Origin of the sequence: Liberibacter crescens BT-1 (genome assembly GCF_000325745.1) — a bacterium.
GTDB classification, from domain to species: Bacteria; Pseudomonadota; Alphaproteobacteria; order Rhizobiales; family Rhizobiaceae; genus Liberibacter; species Liberibacter crescens.
On the sequence record NC_019907.1, the window covers coordinates 409859 to 426360 of the forward strand.

Below are 16502 nucleotides of genomic sequence, written 5' to 3' on the forward strand. Positions count from 1 at the left end.
AATTACTTCCTTTTTTATTACTGACAAACTTCACAAGTTGAAGATTCAGAATCATATTCTTTTGTATATGAGGAATTTATAGGGCAAACTGCGTTTAATTTCCCATCAACTTTGTTAAGGGTTGATTTTTCAACATGAGTTGCTGAAGATGAACGTAAATAATAAGTAGTTTTAAGACCTTTTTCCCAAGCTTTGCGGTATATAAAATCAAGTTTTTTGCCACTTGGATTAGAAAGATATATGTTAAGAGATTGAGCTTGATCAATCCATTTTTGCCTTCTTGCTGCTGCTTCAATTAACCAGATTGGTTCAATTTCAAAAGCTGTCGCATAAAGATCTTTAAGATCATCTGGAATACGATCTATTTTTCCTATACTACCATCATAATATTTAAGGTCAAAGACCATGACAGTATCCCAAAGGCCTCGTTCCTTGAGATCTCTTACTAATGAAGCATTTACTATTGTAAAATCACCAGACATATTTGATTTTACAAAAAGATTTTGATAAGCAGGTTCAATAGATTGTGATACACCACAAATATTAGAAATAGTTGCTGTTGGTGCAATAGCCATACAGTTTGAATTACGAATACCGATAGATTTTACTCGATCTCTAAGGATACTCCAGTCTAACTTGGAAGAAAAATCAACATTTAATTCACCACGATTATCTTTTAAAAGGTGTAGAGAATCAATTGGTAGTATACCTTTTGACCAGAGAGATCCTTGGAAGCTTGCATATGGTCCGCGTTCCAATGCAAGGTCTACAGAAGCTGAGATAGCATGAAAAGAGATGTATTCCATACTTTCGTCAGAAAGGTCTATAGCTTTGTTACTGGCATATGGAATACGTAGGGCATGTAATACATCTTGAAAGCCCATAATACCCATTCCTATAGGTCGATGTTTCAAATTGGAGTTTTGTGCTTCTTTAATAGTATAAAAATTAATATCAATGACATTATCAAGCATTCGCATTGCTGTATAAATAGTTTTGGCAAGTTTATCATAGTCTAGCTTATCCGACAGCAAATGGGCAGCAAGATTGATGGAACCAAGATTACAGACGGCAACTTCATCATCAGATGTATTTAGTGTAATTTCAGTGCAAAGGTTTGAAGAGTGGACTACACCAATATGTTGCTGTGGTGAACGAATATTACATGGGTCTTTGAAAGTAATCCATGGATGTCCAGTTTCAAAGAGCATTGTCAACATTTTGCGCCATAAGTTAACAGCTTGGACTTGTTTGAATATCTTTATCTTACCTTGCAGAGCTTTTTCTTCATAAGCCTTATAGGCATTTTCAAAAGATCTTCCATATAGTTCATGAAGATCAGGAGTTTCATCCGGAGAGAACAATGTCCACACATCATTATTTTCTACTCTTTTCATAAAAAGATCTGGAATCCAGTTTGCAGTGTTCATGTCATGCGTACGACGACGATCATCTCCTGTATTTTTTCGAAGATCCAAAAATTCTTCAATATCAATGTGCCATGTTTCTAAATACGCACAAACTGCCCCTTTACGTTTCCCGCCTTGATTTACTGCAACTGCTGTATCATTGGTAACTTTTAAAAAAGGGACCAATCCCTGGCTTTTACCATTAGTACCTCGAATATGGGCTCCAAGCCCACGTACTCGTGTCCAATCATTTCCAATTCCACCAGAATATTTTGCAAGTAGAGCATTATCCTTGATTGATTTAAAAATTCCATCAAGATCATCTGGAAAGGTTGTAAGAAAACAAGAAGAAAGCTGCGGACGGAGTGTGCCAGAGTTAAATAATGTTGGGGTAGAACACATAAAAGAAAAAGAAGATAAAAGATCATAGAATTCTATAGCTCTTTTTTCTTGGTTATCTTCATTTAAAGCAAGCCCCATAGCAACGCGCATAAAGAAAGCTTGTGGCATTTCAAAATGAATACCGTCAACATGTAATAAATATCGATCATATAGTGTTTGAAGACCAAGATATTCGAAAGACAAATCGCGCTCAGGTTTAAGGGATGCTGCTAAAGAATCAAGATCAAAACTAGAGAGGGAAGGATTAAGTAATTCTGCATCAATCCCTACCTTTATATAGTTATGAAAATAATCTGCATAATATTCTGTCATTTTTGCTTGTGTGGCTTTTTGTGGTTTTTTATAAATAAAAGTTAAAACTTCAAGACGCAATTTATCAAGCAACAACCTTGCGCTTACTTTTGTATATTCTGGATCTGTTTCAATAAGAGTACGTGCAGCAAGTATAGATGCAAGCTCTAACTCTGCTTCACTAAGGCCATCATACAAATTACGTTTAATTTCAGAAAGAATAACAGCAGGGGATACGTCATGAAGATCTGTGCATGCTTCTTGAATGATATCTTCTAATCTTTTTGAATCAAGTGGTACTAGAGTTCCATCTTCTAGTCGTATGTTTAATGCTTGTGTCGTTTCCAAGGAATTTTTTGATTGCGATTGTGCAGCTCGTAATTCTGCACGCTCTTCACGATAAAGAACATATGCCCTAGCTACTTTATAATGGTCACTTCGCATTAAAAATAGCTCTACTTGGTCTTGAATATCTTCAATATGAAAAGTCTGATTAATACTTGCTCGACGTGCTAAGTTTTCTACAATCTTTTCAGTCAAGTCCGAAATAGTACTTTGTACACGCCTTGATTCAACTGCACTCTTTCCTTCTACTGCAATGAAAGCTTTTGTTAGGGCTGAGCTAATCTTTGAGGGATTAAAAGGTGTAACTGCACCATTACGGCGAATCACTTGAAACCCTCGTTCTATTATAACAGGTTTTATGTTTGAGGATAAAGATGAAAACGAATTTTTATCTGACGTGTTATAACTCCCAGAAAGAATAGCTGAACACATAATGTTTTAAACTCCCACATTCAGAAAACTCTTAAAAAATATCTAGTAAGAAAGCATAACTTACTTCCCTAAATTAGACATAACACCATAACTAAAAGCATATATAATACTTCGTTTTACCCAAATTATGCACACTAAATATTAGCTCTTTCAGTTTAATTATTAAATAGACTCTTAAGTATTTTAGAATACTCTATCTTATTAAAGTCCAACGATATATTACACAAAGATAAACATAAGTATTAACAGATAATACGACTTATACACTTTTTATTTCTTTGCGAACGTTTATATCGAAGAAGCTATCTCATTATAGGTTGTTATAATATTCGATACAAGTCCGTATAGCTTTGCCTCTTTAGCGGACAACCAGCAGTCCCGATCTGTGTCATTAGTAATTTTTTCAATGGATTGTCCAGTCGCTTTAGCAAAAATTTGATTAAGGCGTTCATTCATGCGAATAATTTCTTTTGCTTGTATTTCTATATCAGAGGCCATGCCTTGTATACCTCCAGAAGGTTGATGTAATAAAAAACGGGTATTGGGAAGGCAAAATCGTCGACTTATATGAGCAGCCACAAAGATTAATGCTCCAGCCGATGCAACATAGCCTGTACCAATAGCCAGAACCTTAGGTTTAATAAACTTGATCATATCGTGAATAGAATCACCTGATTCTACATGCCCTCCTGGCGAATTTATAAAGATACGAATATCTTTATCACTTTCTGTAGATAAAGCTAAAAGTTGTGAACACACTCTCTGAGCTAGCTCAGAATTAATTACGCCATAGATCAGTATTGATCGTGATTTGAAAAGATAGGCATCTGTATCTTTGTCAAGAGGCAATAAAGCTTTCTTTTCATCAGTATCCATTTTTAGGCTTTCTTTGTTGTAGATATTTTTTGTATTTTGTAACTTACAATAATTTTTCATATTATATTAAAGTCTTCTAGACTTCCTATCAAGAATTAACTGCGTAAAAAATCTTGTAAGATCTCAGTTCGCTTCTTATCTAAAGATAAGAATTATAAAAAAGTGAATTATAGAATACTTTTACAAAGTTCAAAGAAAAGGAAGATAGCTAGAATGTCCTCTATAAATAATGAAGAGCGTCGCTTAATAGAAGATCTTTTTAGGCGTATTCGCAGCGCTGATGGTCCACGGGATTCCAATGCAGAAGAGATGATCAATAATGCTGTGCGGGTTAATCCCTCTGCGCCTTATTATCTTGTGCAATTAGCTCTTGTGCAAGAAGAAGCTTTAAAAATTGCTAACCAAAAAATAACAGATCTACAAGCACGTATAGAACAAAATGAAAATTCAGCTGTCTCAGAAAAATCTCAATCAAGAGGTTTTTTAAGTGGCTTTGGTTCTCTTTTTGGAAATTCAAATACTTCTTTACCGCCTTCATCTCCATCAATGCCTTCTGCTCTTCCTGCGAGTCCGCCTCCTGTGAGGAGTCCATCGTCTGGCAGTTATTCATCTCCTTGGGGACAGCCATATGCATCTCCTCAGATGAATCCTCCTCCTGTGCAACAGGGTTTTGGAGGAGGAGGTTTCTTAGCTAGTGCTATGTCTACGGCAACTGGTGTTGCAGGAGGTATGTTGTTGGCAGAAGGAATAAAAGATCTTTTTTCTGGAGGACATCATTCTGAAGTAAGCACCCATACGAGTCTTCCTATTCAAGACAGTGTCGACACTCAACCAGTATCAAATGATGATGTTGATAATAACGTGGGTGTTGATTATGATGACGGCGGAGATTTCGATGGGGGAGATTTCGACGATTATACTTAATCTGCGAATATTTTTTAGATCAATCATCTTAAATGATTTTTTGTGTAGTTGTTCTATGTTTTTCCGTTAAGTTTTATTTTATTTTCCTTATAAATAAAAGCAAAGGATTAGGTAGTTTATTGACAGATCTTTCTTTTAAGAAAAGTCATTTATCAACTGGTAAAAATGTTTTCTAAGATTAAATAGTTCAGTAATTTTGAAGTATAGGCTATCAATTAATGTTTACATATCGTTTCTCCAGTTATTGTTGATGTTGCTACCAGGTATACCACTGCCGAATGATTTGTTCTCTCCTAGTTGTAAAAATTTCTGTAAGAAAGTTAAATCTTTACCACCAGTAGGTGTTGTTCGGGAGATCATGTCGAAGACTTTGCCGTTCTTAAGAGTATATCTAGAAATTTGGGTTACAACACCTCTATTATTAAAATAAATAGCAAGTATACTTTGATTCTTTATATTTGCCTTCATAAAAGCTAAAGGTTGTGAACGTTTTTGAGATATATAGTAAAAGACTTCTGTATCAAAAGTAGCTGTAGTTGAGGGAGTTCCAAGAGAAGCAAGAACATGTTCGCGCGAGGATCCATTAGAAACAAGTTGTAAAGATTGTTCGTCAACAATATATCCGCTATTAAAACTTGTGCAGCTTATCAGGGCAATTGAAGATATTAATAAAAGCATTATGCTGGATATACTTAGGGTTTGTTTCCTGCTTTTTAATGATTTAGATTTAGAGGTCATTTTGGCACTCGGGTATGAAATATTGTTGATTAAACTTAATTATGTTATAGATAGAATTCTGGCCTGTCACTGTAAATACTTTTAATAAATATGACAAATATATGATAGTTAAATTATTATAATTTGTGTCAAGTCTCATGCTAATAAGCATAAAAAGGCAATATTATATAACTTCAGTGTATTCCTATACAAAATCTATGTCAAAGGTTAGCCTCTGATTGTAGATTCTTCAATATGGAAGCTCCATTTATATATTATTGTTGGGATCAAGATAAAGGAAATCTTAATGGACAAAAATCTAGATAGTGAAGAAGCGTTTTCCTATCTTGTTAAAGTTAAATCTGCTGTAAGTCGTCAAATTGACTTAAAATTAAAAGCAAATTGTATAGAACGTGAAAAGTTAGCACAGCTTTGGAATGTTCCCCTAGTAGAAGATTTACATGCTGAGCTTCAACTCGTTCCTTGGGAAAAAAATGGTGTTCGAGCTGTAGGTACTGTGTACGCTAAAATTATACAGACATGTGTTTTAACACTTGAGCCTGTAATTTCTTTAATAGAAGAAACGTTGGAATATATTTTTGTTCCAGAGTATTCTAAATTATTAGATACTTTAACAGATAATGTAGACGACGTTGCTTCTGGGTGGCAACCAGATATTGTTACCTTTTCAAAGGATGGAGTCATTGATGTTGGAGTAATCATTTCTGAATCGGTAGCATTAGCAATTAATCTATATCCTAAAAAAGAAGGAGCGGTTTTTGTGAATGATTATGACAGTTTTGATAATAGAAAAGTTTCATCTTTCGAAGCGCTTAAGAATTGGAAGAGGCATTAATATTATTAAATTTGCATTTTTAGAAAAATTATCTTGTGCTGCTAGATCAGTAGGGATTCAAGTTAATTAATAATTAAGAGGGAAATAAAATGAGTAGAAGGATAAGTAAGAGTGAATAATAGTGTTAATATTGCTCTTGATCTTATGGGTGGTGATTTAGGTCCGAATATTATTATTTTAGGTGCAGTTAAGTGCCTTGAAATTTATCCTGAAATAAATTTTCTGATGTATGGAGATGAAAATGTTTGTCGGCCTCTTCTAGAGGCTCATACGCAGCTTAAGAATAAAAGTTCTTTTTATCATTGTGATGTTTCGATTTCTATGGATGAGAAGCCTTCCAGTGCTCTGAGGCGTGGTCGCAATGTATCCAGTATGTGGTGTGCTATGGAATCTGTTAAAGCAAATAATGCGGCTGCTATGGTTAGTCTTGGCAATACTGGTGCATTAATAGCTATGGCACGATTATGTTTGAATAAGATTGATAATATTGATCGTCCAGCTTTGGCTGCCTTTTGGCCAACACTAAAAGGGAAAAGTATTATATTAGATGTTGGTGCAAGTGTAGGAGCTAAGTCATTTCAATTAGTTCAGTTAGCGATTATAGGAAGTGCGTTAGCCCGTGTTTTATTAAAAATAGAACAGCCTGTTATAGGACTTCTTAATATGGGAATCGAGGAAACTAAGGGATATGACGAACTTCGTGAGGCAGGGCGTATACTGCGTGAAGAAAGTATTGACAGTTTTAAATATTACGGATTTATCGAGGCAAACAATATTTTTCATGGTTTGGTTGATGTAGTAGTTACCGAGGGGTTTTCTGGGAACATCGCAATTAAATCTGCAGAAGGTACCGGAAATCAAATATCTAGAGCTTTACATAAAGCCTTGCAGAATACAATCCTCACAAGGATTGGATATTTATTAGTACGTAAAGCTTTCAAGGATATCCAAAAACAATTTGATCCTCGTAAATTTAATGGAGGTTTACTCCTTGGGTTGGATGGTTTGATTGTCAAAGGTCATGGCAGTAGTGATTCTGTAGCTGTAGTTAATGCAATTAATATTGCATATAATATTTCTTGTAATCGTTTTATAGATCAGATTAAATCTGATTTAAGTAAATCTGCTCCTACTATCTCTAAGATAAAAGGAAAAGAGGAAACTTTAAGAAACAGGAAATAACAATAATGATTCGTTCTATAGTGCGAGGTTGTGGGTCAGCACTTCCAAGAAGAATATTACGTAATTCTGAAATGGAAACGATAGTTGATACCTCTGACGATTGGATTATGCAGCGTGTAGGTATCAGTCAACGACATATTTCTGGAGAAAATGAGACGAGTGCCTCGTTGGGAGAAGTTGCCGCTCGTAATGCCTTATCTCATGCAGGAATGGAAGCAGATGATATTGATTTAATCATTTTAGCTACATCTACACCAAACTACACTTTTCCTGCTACTGCTGTAGATATTCAAAATAGATTGGGTATGAAAAGAGGATTTGCATTTGACATGCAAGCGGTATGTTCAGGATTTATTTATGCATTGTCAACAGCAGATGTTTATATCCGTTCTGGGGTGGTGCGTCGTGTTTTGGTAATAGGAGCTGATACATTTTCACGCATAGTTGATTGGTCTGATCGGTCTACTTGTGTTCTTTTTGGTGATGGTGCGGGAGCATTGATTCTTGAGGGAGTACAGTCTGAAGGTTCTTTATTAGATTCTGGAATTTTAGCTACGTATCTTCGTTCTGATGGTAGTCATGTTAATAAATTATACGTTAATGGAGGGCCTTCTACTACTGCTAGTGTGGGAAAACTACAAATGAAAGGACAAGAAGTTTTTAAGTATGCAGTAGAAATGGCAACGGAAGTAATAGATGAAGTTTTTTCTTTAACTGGATTCACAGTTTCAGATATTGATTGGTTTATTCCTCATCAAGCTAATCAACGTATTATTAATAGTATAGCAAAAAAAATAGGTTTTCCTTTAGAAAAAGTTGTTGTTACAGTAGATATACATGGTAATACTTCTGCTGCTTCTGTTCCTCTGGCTTTATCAGTTGCAGTTTCAGAAGGGCGTATAAAGAAAAACCATCTTCTTGTTTTAGAAGCTATGGGTGGAGGTTTTACTTCAGGTGCTATTCTTATGCGTTGGTGAGTGTATATGAATTTTCTAACAATAAGTTTATAAGGGTTTCTGTGTATAGCAACTTCTTCTTCAGATGTTTCAAGGTTGAATAATATAGGCAAGGATCTATAATGGGTAAGTCTGTAACCAGATTAAGTTTGGTAACGTCTGTGTTGAAAAGGGTTGGTTTATCTAGGAATGAATCTTCTTATCTTGTGGGTTTTATGATTGATGAAATTTGTAATGCCATTATTCGAGAGGACATTGTAAAGCTTTCCTCATTTGCTACGTTTCAGATACGCAAAAAAAATCAGCGAGTTGGTCGCAATCCAAGAACAGGTGAAGAATTAATCATTTTAAAGCGTCGAGTGATGACTTTTAAAGCCTCTGGTGTTTTAAAAAAACGTATCTTAAATGCACATGTAGCACGTAATGCTAAAAGTTTTGATGTTTTAATCCTAAGTTTATTCTGTCTACTCTTTTGTATGCATTTTTTATACGGCCTTGCATTTTTAAATCTGTGATTTATATACGTTGTTATAGTTATTCTTGCTACTATAGGATGATAATAAAAAAATCGATTAAGAAAGGAAATTAAACCTTTTGCATAACTTCTCATTAAAATTATCATAATTACAGCTATAAAAGGAACAGCCATGTCTAAATTTAAATCTATTTTAAAAGTGCGCCCCAGTCTTCCTGATCATCGTGATCTTTATTATAGTGCTTCTTTATCTGTTTTACAGGTTTTACCACCAAAAATTGATAATTGTCCTTCTTTTCCTGTCTATGATCAGGGAAAAATTGGTTCCTGTACAGGCAATGCTTTTGCAGGAGCGGTTCAGTTTGAGCGTATAAAAGCAAAGGAGAAACCTGATTTTATCCCGTCAAGGCTGTTTATTTATTATAATGAACGTCAACTTGAGAACAATGTAGCCAGTGATGCTGGTTCATCAATGCTGAGTGGTATTAAGACGTTACACAAGAAAGGTGTTTGTCCTGAAGATGAATGGACTTACGATGATACGCCTGCGGATCCAACAACAAATCTTTTTCCTTCAGGAAGCAAGCCTGTTACCAGACCATCGGATAAGGCGTATAGAGATGCTATTCCTCATAAGATTACGAGATACGAACGATTGCATCAAAGTCTGAACCAGTTAAAGGGATGTCTTGCTTCTGGTCAGGTATTTGTTATTGGTTTTGCTGTTTATGACAGCTGGTTCCAGGGAAAAGGAGGAAATCCTTCTACAATTATCCCGATGCCTTCGGTTTCTGACCGACTGAATGGAGGTCATGCTGTAGTTGTCACAGGCTATGATGACGAGAAACAATTATTCAAATTTCGAAATTCTTGGGGAGAAGATATAGGAGAAAAGGGTTATTTTTATATGCCTTATGCCTATATGCTGGGTAAAGATCTCGTATTTGACCCATTTGTTATTTATTGTGTAAAAGCGTAAAAACTCTTTTATATCTTGTATGCTTGACTTTTCAAGCATACAAGATAACAAAAAGATGCGGCGTTCAAAGTCTTGAACTACAAGGATAATCACTAAATTATCAATTTATAATTTACTTTCTATTTTGATTTAATAAGGGCCGAAATGTCATTCTGTGAATTTGGCTTGGGCCTTTCTTTTTGAGAATTTCTAAGTGTTTTGATGTTGGGTATCCTACATGGATATCAAATCCATATCCTGGATATTCTAGATCAGCGCATTTCATAATTTGATCACGAGTTACTTTTGCAATAATAGATGCTGCTGCAATTGATAACGAATGTGAATCACCTTTTATAACCGTAAGAGCAGGACATGGAAGACCTTCAGGGATATCACGTCCATCTATGAGCGCAATTTTTGGCTGTATTGCTAATCCTAATATAGCGCGATGCATAGCATCAAGAGTTGCTTTACGAATATTACTTTGATCGATCTGATCGTGTTCAGACAAAGCGATTGCAACGATAGAATCTTTACAAATTTCTTCATACAGAGTTTCTCTTTTTTTATGAGTAAGACGCTTCGAATCATTAATTCCAGAAGGAATTCTTTCTGGATTCAAGATAACTGCAGCTACTACTACTGGCCCTGCAAGGGCTCCGCGTCCAACTTCATCAACACCAGCAACTGGCCAAAAATTATTGATTTTTGCTTGCTTTTCTAGCTCAAAATCAGGATTTTTTTTTGAATTTGGTTGAAAAGTTAATTCTACTTTAAAAAGATAATTTTTATCCTGGAGGCTCATTATTAAGTTCCTGTCATTCCAATAATACTTCAATGACTTTTTAGTAACAATATTTTTTATTAGAGAAATAATATTCAATAGCCTTGAAAAGTATTTATGTTTTAATGTTGATATATAGAGTAAGGATATGATTACTAGAAATAATACACATTTATAATTTAAAATTGTTGCATTAATTCATGTAATTTTTATAAAAATATTATGTGTTATTGAATAAAACTAAAATGTAAGAGGGAATATGAAATGTCAAAAATCTTAGTAACAGGAGCGAATGGACAATTAGGTCGCTTAGTAATGCATCGTCTTTTACAAAGCATGTCAGCTGAAAATTTTATTGCTGGTGTTCGAGATGTGTCTAAGGCATCATTTGATAATAAAAGAATTGAAGTTCGTGAAGTAGATTATAATCGTCCTCAGACTTTAAAAAAAGCATTTAAAGATATAAAAAAGCTATTATTAATATCTTCTAGCGAAGTCGGCCGAAGAGTAGAACAACATAAAGCTGTAATTGATGCTGCAAAAGAAGCTGATATTGGTTTCATTGCTTATACAAGCATACTTCATGCTGATACGTCACCTTTACTTCTTGCTATTGAACATCGAAAAACTGAGGCGATTTTAGAATCTTCTGGTATTCCGTATTCTTTATTGCGGAACGGTTGGTATTTAGAAAATCATTTGATGAGTATTCCTTCAGCTTTAGAGCATGGGGTGTTAATGGGTTGTGCTGGTAATGGATATTTCTCTTCTGCTCCACGTATTGATTATGCTGAAGCTGCAGCAACGATCCTTATTAATGATATAAGTAAAACAAGAAAGATTTATGAACTTGCTGGGGATACAGCTTACACTCTAGCAGAATTTGCCTTTGAAGTTAGTGCTCAATCATCTAAAAACATAGTTTATCAAGATCTCCCAGAAAAAAGTTTTAAAGAAGCTCTTATTAAAGTTGGGTTACCAATTGAGGTAGTTGATATTGTTGTCTCTTCTGATATCGGGGCTTCTAAGGGAGGTTTGTTTGATGATAGTAAAACTTTAAGCAGTGTTATCGGTCGTCCAACTGCTTTATTTAAAAATGTACTGTCTGGATTCTTAAAAAAATGAGTATTTTCTTTAAAAAGCCATTAGCTCTAAAATTTTGGGCGATTTCGTAAGCTTTACCTCTAGGTAATGCACCGTTATAAGCGTTATGATTCATAAAGTAAGGAGTTATAATTCTCCGCTTGGATTTATAAAGAGGAATTTTGACTGAACTTGAAAAAAAATATATTAAACGTATAGAAAAATAAAACTAAAGACATAGAAACCAATAGTAAGCGATATAAGAAGACAGGGTTAATATTTTTTGGTCAGCACAAAGATATCTGGAGGATATAGTTTCTGTTATTATGCATAGCTTTTAGATGCAATCGTTTTAGATCTTCCTAAAGTTTTTGAAAATTCTTTCTCATCAATAGCATTTTCCAAACGTGAGATAACAACACAAGCAACTGCATTACCAATAAAATTAGTTAGGGATCTACATTCTGACATAAAGCGGTCAATTCCTAAAATTAATGCCATCCCTGCAACAGGAATTGTTGGTAATGCAGATAAAGTAGCAGCAAGGGTTATAAAACCTGCACCAGTAACACCAGCAGCTCCTTTTGAAGATATCATGGCAACTAAAAGTAGTATTATTTCGTCTGTAAATGTTAAATGAGTATTTGTTGCTTGGGCTATAAATAAAGAAGCTAAAGTCATATATATATTAGTTCCATCAAGATTAAAAGAATAGCCTGTAGGAACCACAATACTAACAATTGAACGATTACACCCTGCTTGTTCCATTTTTTGCATCAAGCTGGCAAGAGCAGATTCTGATGAAGAAGTACTCAGAACAAGTAATAACTCTTCCTTAAGATAACGAATTAATCTTATAATTGAAAAGCCATTGTAATATGCAATAGCCCCAAGAATTATCACAACAAATAATATTGAAGTTATATAAAAGCAGCTTATAAGAAGGGCAAGATTAGCTATAGAAGCCAATCCATATTTGCTTATTGTAAATGAAATAGCTCCAAATGCACCTATAGGAGCAGCTTTCATAATTATATTAACCATTTTAAACAAGGGGAGAGTAATATCTTCTAGAAACTCTTTAATAGGGTGTGCTTTTTCTCCAGCTAGAACCAAAGATATACCAAAAAGGCCAGCAATAAGCAAAACTTGCAGGATATTGCCTGATATAAATGCACTAAATACAGTGTCGGGAACAATATCTAAAAGAAACGCAGATATGCTTTGTTCGTGAGCCTTTTGAGTGTATGTAAAAATATCCTTAACGTTTAAAGATGATACATCTACATTCATTCCAGCACCAGGTTTTATGACATCTGCAACGATAATTCCAATTATTAATGCTAATGTTGATAGTAAAAAGAAATAAATCATTGACTTGCCAACAATATTTCCAACTTTTTTAATATCTATCATGCGTGCAATTGCTGTAGTAACAGTAAGAAATATTACAGGAGCAATAATCATTTTTGTAAGTTTTATAAAAAAATCACCGAATATTTTAAATTGTATTGCTACTTTTGGATAAAAACACCCAAGTAATATCCCTATGATTATTGCTATAACGACTTGTAAATATAGATTTTTCCAAATTTTTTTTTGGATATTAGCTTGAGACATTATAATCATAATTTACTACCAATAATCATTAAAACGATAATTACTTACATACATTTTGATAAAAATCAATGATCAATACTTAACTTTTTAATTTAAACTTATAGAAAAATAGTTTATATTTTTTAATCGGGAGATTTTTAAGGTTTAACGTTCAAATATCTTTGGCCAGTTTTTTGTAATTGGGTGCATAATTACAGAAGCTAGAGTTGTATTTTCTGCAGAGAAGAGAATTTCAGCTGGAGAACCATTATAAAGATCTGTTTTTTTTGTATCGTAACTGGGATCACTAATTTTCAAGATGACTTCATAATAGTTTTGATTGTAATAATTGTTTTTGTCTTGTGAAATAATAGGGCTGATTGTATCAATTAATGCTTTAAAATTCGAGTCTCTTAGTTTTGAATAAGTAGGGAAGCGTATTGTTGCTATTTCACCAGATTTGACATTCTGAATTTGATGAGGAGCAACTTTTGCTCTAATATAATTAAGAGTGGTATGAGGAGACAGTTTCATGAGTAGTTGTGATTGTTGAGTATAATTTGTAGTAATGAAGCTATTCGTATAAATAACAGTTCCTGTTATTGGTGATCGGATTGTATGCTGAAGTAAGTTTTTTTCTAAACTTATAAGTTTAGATTTTTCATCTGCTAGCATACGTTGATTTTTGTAAAGTTCATGGGATTTATTTTTCTTATAGTTTGCGACTTCTAAAGTTGCTTCATTATAGAGCTCATTTAATCGTCCCAGCATAGTTTTTTGCTTATTTATATAGTCCATTAAATTCATACGACTTGTATGAACTTGACGTTCTTGTTGATGTAAATTTGTCTCGCTTGTTAGATTCTTTGTAAAAAGGGTTTGCATCTTTTTAAGATCTTTTTCTTGAGACTCAAGGAGTATCTTTGATAGAGACTCTTGAGAGTGCATATTCCTGTAGTCAGAAAATATATTGCGCATTTGTACTATTTTTAAATTTGTTAATTCAAATAAAGAAAGCATGTCATAATTAGAGATTTTCTCTTTGCATTCAGGTATATAATTTTTTAGTGGTAGTAGTAATTCATTGTTGTATGTAGAAATAGCTTTTTCTATCTTTGTTTTTTCCTGTTTAAGAAGGTTAAGTTCAGTATAAGTATTATTAATATGACATGTAAGGTTAGCAATATGTTCTTTGATGATATCAATCTGATCACGTATCTCAAGGTCATCTAATTTAATCAATAATTCGCCTTTTTTAACTCTTGCACCGTTTTTAACATAAAAATTATTTGCTATTCCTGAAACAGGCGCTTTAATTTCAACAATGTCTTCATCATTTAGGATTTCTCCAGGAGCAGAAACTCGTATTTCTATAGGTAATACTACTGTTAATACTATTAAGGAAATCGTTCCAATAGAAAGTAATATGGCAATCAGTTTAAGTGGGCTATAAAATATTTTCATCATATTTTTACATTCTTATCAAATCAATTGGAAGGTATGGCTTGAAGTTTTTTGATCACTTCATGTGTTGGGCCAAATAAAGGTCCTGCTGAAGGATGGAACATTAAAAGTAAATCTGACATATTGATAATTCGAGTATCTCGGGAGACTATAATAACAGTTGTTCCATGCTCTTTCAGTTTTTTAATGGTTGTATAAAAATCTTGCATTGCAGTACTGTCTAGATTTCGTAGGGGTTCATCCATAAGAACAATTTTAGGATGTCTGCAGATAGTACGTGCAAGGCATATCTGTTGTATAAGACCAGGAGACATGCGTTGGGAAATTGGATTTGTGGCGTATCCATCATTGAGGGAGCAAATCGTATCATGACAACCCACAAATATTGCTGCTTTTTTTGCAATTTCGAATGAGTCAATGTCGTTAGACATTGCAATATTTTCTACTATGCTGATAGGGAATAAAGTGCATGTTTGTGAAAGATAGCCAATACTGGAAGAAAAACGCTCTATTGTGTTGAGCGTTACTGGTATATTGCCAAATGATATGCCACCGCTTTTGGATGTAGTTAAGCCGAGCATACAGTGAAGGAGACTGGTTTTTCCGGATCCATTAGGACCAGTTATAATGCAGCATGTTGCTTCTGGTAAGAAAAATGATAGATCCTGAAAAATAGGGCGAGGTGTATTGGTGTAATGTAAAGTCAGATTTCTTACAGTAATTTTATTATTAGGCAAAAGTTCTTCTGGATTTTTTTTCTTCGTATAAGAAGAATCTATTTTGATATCACTGCGTAGCTTTATTAAAGTTTCTAATGATTTCCAGCCATTTCTTAGCACCTGTCGAGCGTTTACAATTTGTTCTAAAGGTGCAAGGGCTCGTGAAGTTACAATAGAAGCCGCTATAATGGAGCCAGAAGATAGACTTTGACGAAGAACAAGCCAAGCCCCCAATCCCAAGACAGCTGATTGTAAAATCATTCGTAGGGTTTTTGTGAAGACAGAACCAAATGTAGAAATTTTAGAAACATGTAGCTGGTTTTCTTGAGCTAAACGACGTTTTGTCTCCCATTGTGTTAATAAAAAATCACGATTTGATAAAGTGCAGATATATTCTTTTTGCTTGAGTATCGCTTGTCCAAATCCAATTTCTGTATGTTTCGCCACTTCAAATTTGCGTGCAAGATTTTCATTATGAAAGCTAAAAAAGAGAGTGATTGTTATTAAAATTACTGCACTAATAATTGTTAATAATCCAAGCACTGGATGAATTGCAAAACTTAATATTATAAAAATAGGTGTAAAGGGTAGATCAAATAAGGCAGGAATTATAGGAGAGGTAACAAATTGCTTAAATTTATCAAGAGCATTTGCTGTTGAAGCAAAAGTTTGTTCAGTTGGGTCATATTTTTTCAATACTGTATGTATGTAGCTTTTAAAAGATTGCTCCAAAAAACGAGAAACTTCTATGAGCATCCGAGAGCGAATCAAGTCAAAACTAAAGAAAAGTATGTAAAAAAAGAGAGCTATAGTGCTTATAGCAACAAGATTTATTTCACTTTGTGTGCCAATGACGCTGTCATAAATGTGCATCATATAGATGGGGCTAATGAGATAAAAAATATTTATAAAAAAACTGGGAAGCATAATAATCAAAAATCTTGAAGAAGATAATTTGTTTATTTCGGAGATATATTTCATATAAGACATTGAAAAGGCCTGAGTTAGATTTATAAAATTAGAATTA

13 protein-coding genes and 1 pseudogene are annotated in these 16502 nt (G+C 33.9%); 7 read left to right on the plus strand and 7 right to left on the minus strand.

From position 1 onward, the window contains the following. Window positions 1-17: 17 nt before the first annotated feature. Together B488_RS01775 and B488_RS01780 are read right to left on the minus strand one after the other, a co-directional pair. Window positions 18-2879: a ribonucleoside-diphosphate reductase subunit alpha gene (locus B488_RS01775; RefSeq protein WP_015272778.1), complete on the minus strand. Its 2862-nt coding sequence runs from the start codon at window positions 2877-2879 to the stop codon at window positions 18-20. A gap of 288 nt (window positions 2880-3167) precedes the next feature. Further along, window positions 3168-3755 (minus strand): ATP-dependent Clp protease proteolytic subunit, encoded by a 588-nt coding sequence (locus tag B488_RS01780; protein WP_015272779.1) that lies wholly within the window; start codon window positions 3753-3755, stop codon window positions 3168-3170. Window positions 3756-3968: 213 nt separating this feature from the next. On the opposite strand from B488_RS01780, the gene B488_RS01785 reads away from it, so the two are divergent. Continuing rightward, the gene (locus B488_RS01785) at window positions 3969-4679 is read left to right on the plus strand and encodes a DUF2076 domain-containing protein (protein ID WP_015272780.1); all 711 of its coding nucleotides are present in this window, start codon (window positions 3969-3971) and stop codon (window positions 4677-4679) included. A 222-nt stretch (window positions 4680-4901) separates the two neighbouring features. Here the strand turns inward: B488_RS01785 and B488_RS01790 are convergent, their stop codons facing one another. Continuing rightward, the gene (locus B488_RS01790) at window positions 4902-5417 is read right to left on the minus strand and encodes an outer membrane protein assembly factor BamE (RefSeq protein WP_041770572.1); all 516 of its coding nucleotides are present in this window, start codon (window positions 5415-5417) and stop codon (window positions 4902-4904) included. A 286-nt stretch (window positions 5418-5703) separates the two neighbouring features. On the opposite strand from B488_RS01790, the gene B488_RS01795 reads away from it, so the two are divergent. From B488_RS01795 to B488_RS01815, 5 genes and pseudogenes are all read left to right on the plus strand, one after another. Continuing rightward, window positions 5704-6252, plus strand: a complete 549-nt coding sequence (locus B488_RS01795) for a YceD family protein (protein ID WP_015272782.1) — start codon at window positions 5704-5706, stop codon at window positions 6250-6252. A gap of 111 nt (window positions 6253-6363) precedes the next feature. Continuing rightward, window positions 6364-7434 (plus strand): phosphate acyltransferase PlsX, encoded by a 1071-nt coding sequence (gene plsX / locus B488_RS01800; protein ID WP_015272783.1) that lies wholly within the window; start codon window positions 6364-6366, stop codon window positions 7432-7434. 5 nt (window positions 7435-7439) lie between these two features. Continuing rightward, on the plus strand, window positions 7440-8411 hold the full coding sequence (locus B488_RS01805) for a beta-ketoacyl-ACP synthase III (RefSeq protein WP_015272784.1): 972 nt from the start codon (window positions 7440-7442) through the stop codon (window positions 8409-8411). A 98-nt stretch (window positions 8412-8509) separates the two neighbouring features. Beyond that, window positions 8510-8821, plus strand: a pseudogene (locus B488_RS01810) (integration host factor subunit alpha); the annotation flags it as partial. A 216-nt stretch (window positions 8822-9037) separates the two neighbouring features. After that, window positions 9038-9844, plus strand: coding sequence for a C1 family peptidase (locus B488_RS01815; RefSeq protein WP_015272786.1), 807 nt, complete (start codon window positions 9038-9040; stop codon window positions 9842-9844). 112 nt (window positions 9845-9956) lie between these two features. Here B488_RS01815 and B488_RS01820 read toward each other — a convergent pair whose 3' ends face one another. After that, window positions 9957-10631, minus strand: a complete 675-nt coding sequence (locus B488_RS01820) for a ribonuclease HII (RefSeq protein ID WP_015272787.1) — start codon at window positions 10629-10631, stop codon at window positions 9957-9959. Window positions 10632-10874: 243 nt separating this feature from the next. Here B488_RS01820 and B488_RS01825 point away from each other — a divergent pair, with 243 nt between their 5' ends. Beyond that, the gene (locus B488_RS01825; RefSeq protein ID WP_015272788.1) at window positions 10875-11735 is read left to right on the plus strand and encodes an SDR family oxidoreductase; all 861 of its coding nucleotides are present in this window, start codon (window positions 10875-10877) and stop codon (window positions 11733-11735) included. Between the two features lie 282 nt (window positions 11736-12017). Here the strand turns inward: B488_RS01825 and dctA are convergent, their stop codons facing one another. The 3 genes from dctA to B488_RS01840 all read right to left on the minus strand — a co-directional run bounded on the left by dctA (window position 12018) and on the right by B488_RS01840 (window position 16465). After that, a complete protein-coding gene (gene dctA, locus B488_RS01830; protein ID WP_015272789.1) occupies window positions 12018-13322 on the minus strand; it encodes a C4-dicarboxylate transporter DctA in 1305 nt (434 codons plus the stop codon). A gap of 135 nt (window positions 13323-13457) precedes the next feature. After that, window positions 13458-14759, minus strand: a complete 1302-nt coding sequence (locus tag B488_RS01835) for an HlyD family secretion protein (protein ID WP_041770576.1) — start codon at window positions 14757-14759, stop codon at window positions 13458-13460. Between the two features lie 20 nt (window positions 14760-14779). Beyond that, on the minus strand, window positions 14780-16465 hold the full coding sequence (locus tag B488_RS01840) for a type I secretion system permease/ATPase (RefSeq protein WP_015272792.1): 1686 nt from the start codon (window positions 16463-16465) through the stop codon (window positions 14780-14782). Window positions 16466-16502: the final 37 nt, after the last annotated feature.

What these genes read in the sequence shown, in the direction of transcription:
- B488_RS01775 (WP_015272778.1), bottom strand. Translation starts at nt 2,879, where the DNA reads ATGTGTTCAGCTATTCTTTCTGGGAGTTATAACACGTCAGATAAAAAT.
- B488_RS01780 (WP_015272779.1), bottom strand. Translation starts at nt 3,755, where the DNA reads ATGGATACTGATGAAAAGAAAGCTTTATTGCCTCTTGACAAAGATACA.
- B488_RS01785 (WP_015272780.1), top strand. Translation starts at nt 3,969, where the DNA reads ATGTCCTCTATAAATAATGAAGAGCGTCGCTTAATAGAAGATCTTTTT.
- B488_RS01790 (WP_041770572.1), bottom strand. Translation starts at nt 5,417, where the DNA reads ATGACCTCTAAATCTAAATCATTAAAAAGCAGGAAACAAACCCTAAGT.
- B488_RS01795 (WP_015272782.1), top strand. Translation starts at nt 5,704, where the DNA reads ATGGACAAAAATCTAGATAGTGAAGAAGCGTTTTCCTATCTTGTTAAA.
- B488_RS01805 (WP_015272784.1), top strand. Translation starts at nt 7,440, where the DNA reads ATGATTCGTTCTATAGTGCGAGGTTGTGGGTCAGCACTTCCAAGAAGA.
- B488_RS01815 (WP_015272786.1), top strand. Translation starts at nt 9,038, where the DNA reads ATGTCTAAATTTAAATCTATTTTAAAAGTGCGCCCCAGTCTTCCTGAT.
- B488_RS01820 (WP_015272787.1), bottom strand. Translation starts at nt 10,631, where the DNA reads ATGAGCCTCCAGGATAAAAATTATCTTTTTAAAGTAGAATTAACTTTT.
- B488_RS01825 (WP_015272788.1), top strand. Translation starts at nt 10,875, where the DNA reads ATGTCAAAAATCTTAGTAACAGGAGCGAATGGACAATTAGGTCGCTTA.
- dctA (WP_015272789.1), bottom strand. Translation starts at nt 13,322, where the DNA reads ATGATTATAATGTCTCAAGCTAATATCCAAAAAAAAATTTGGAAAAAT.
- B488_RS01835 (WP_041770576.1), bottom strand. Translation starts at nt 14,759, where the DNA reads ATGATGAAAATATTTTATAGCCCACTTAAACTGATTGCCATATTACTT.
- B488_RS01840 (WP_015272792.1), bottom strand. Translation starts at nt 16,465, where the DNA reads ATGTCTTATATGAAATATATCTCCGAAATAAACAAATTATCTTCTTCA.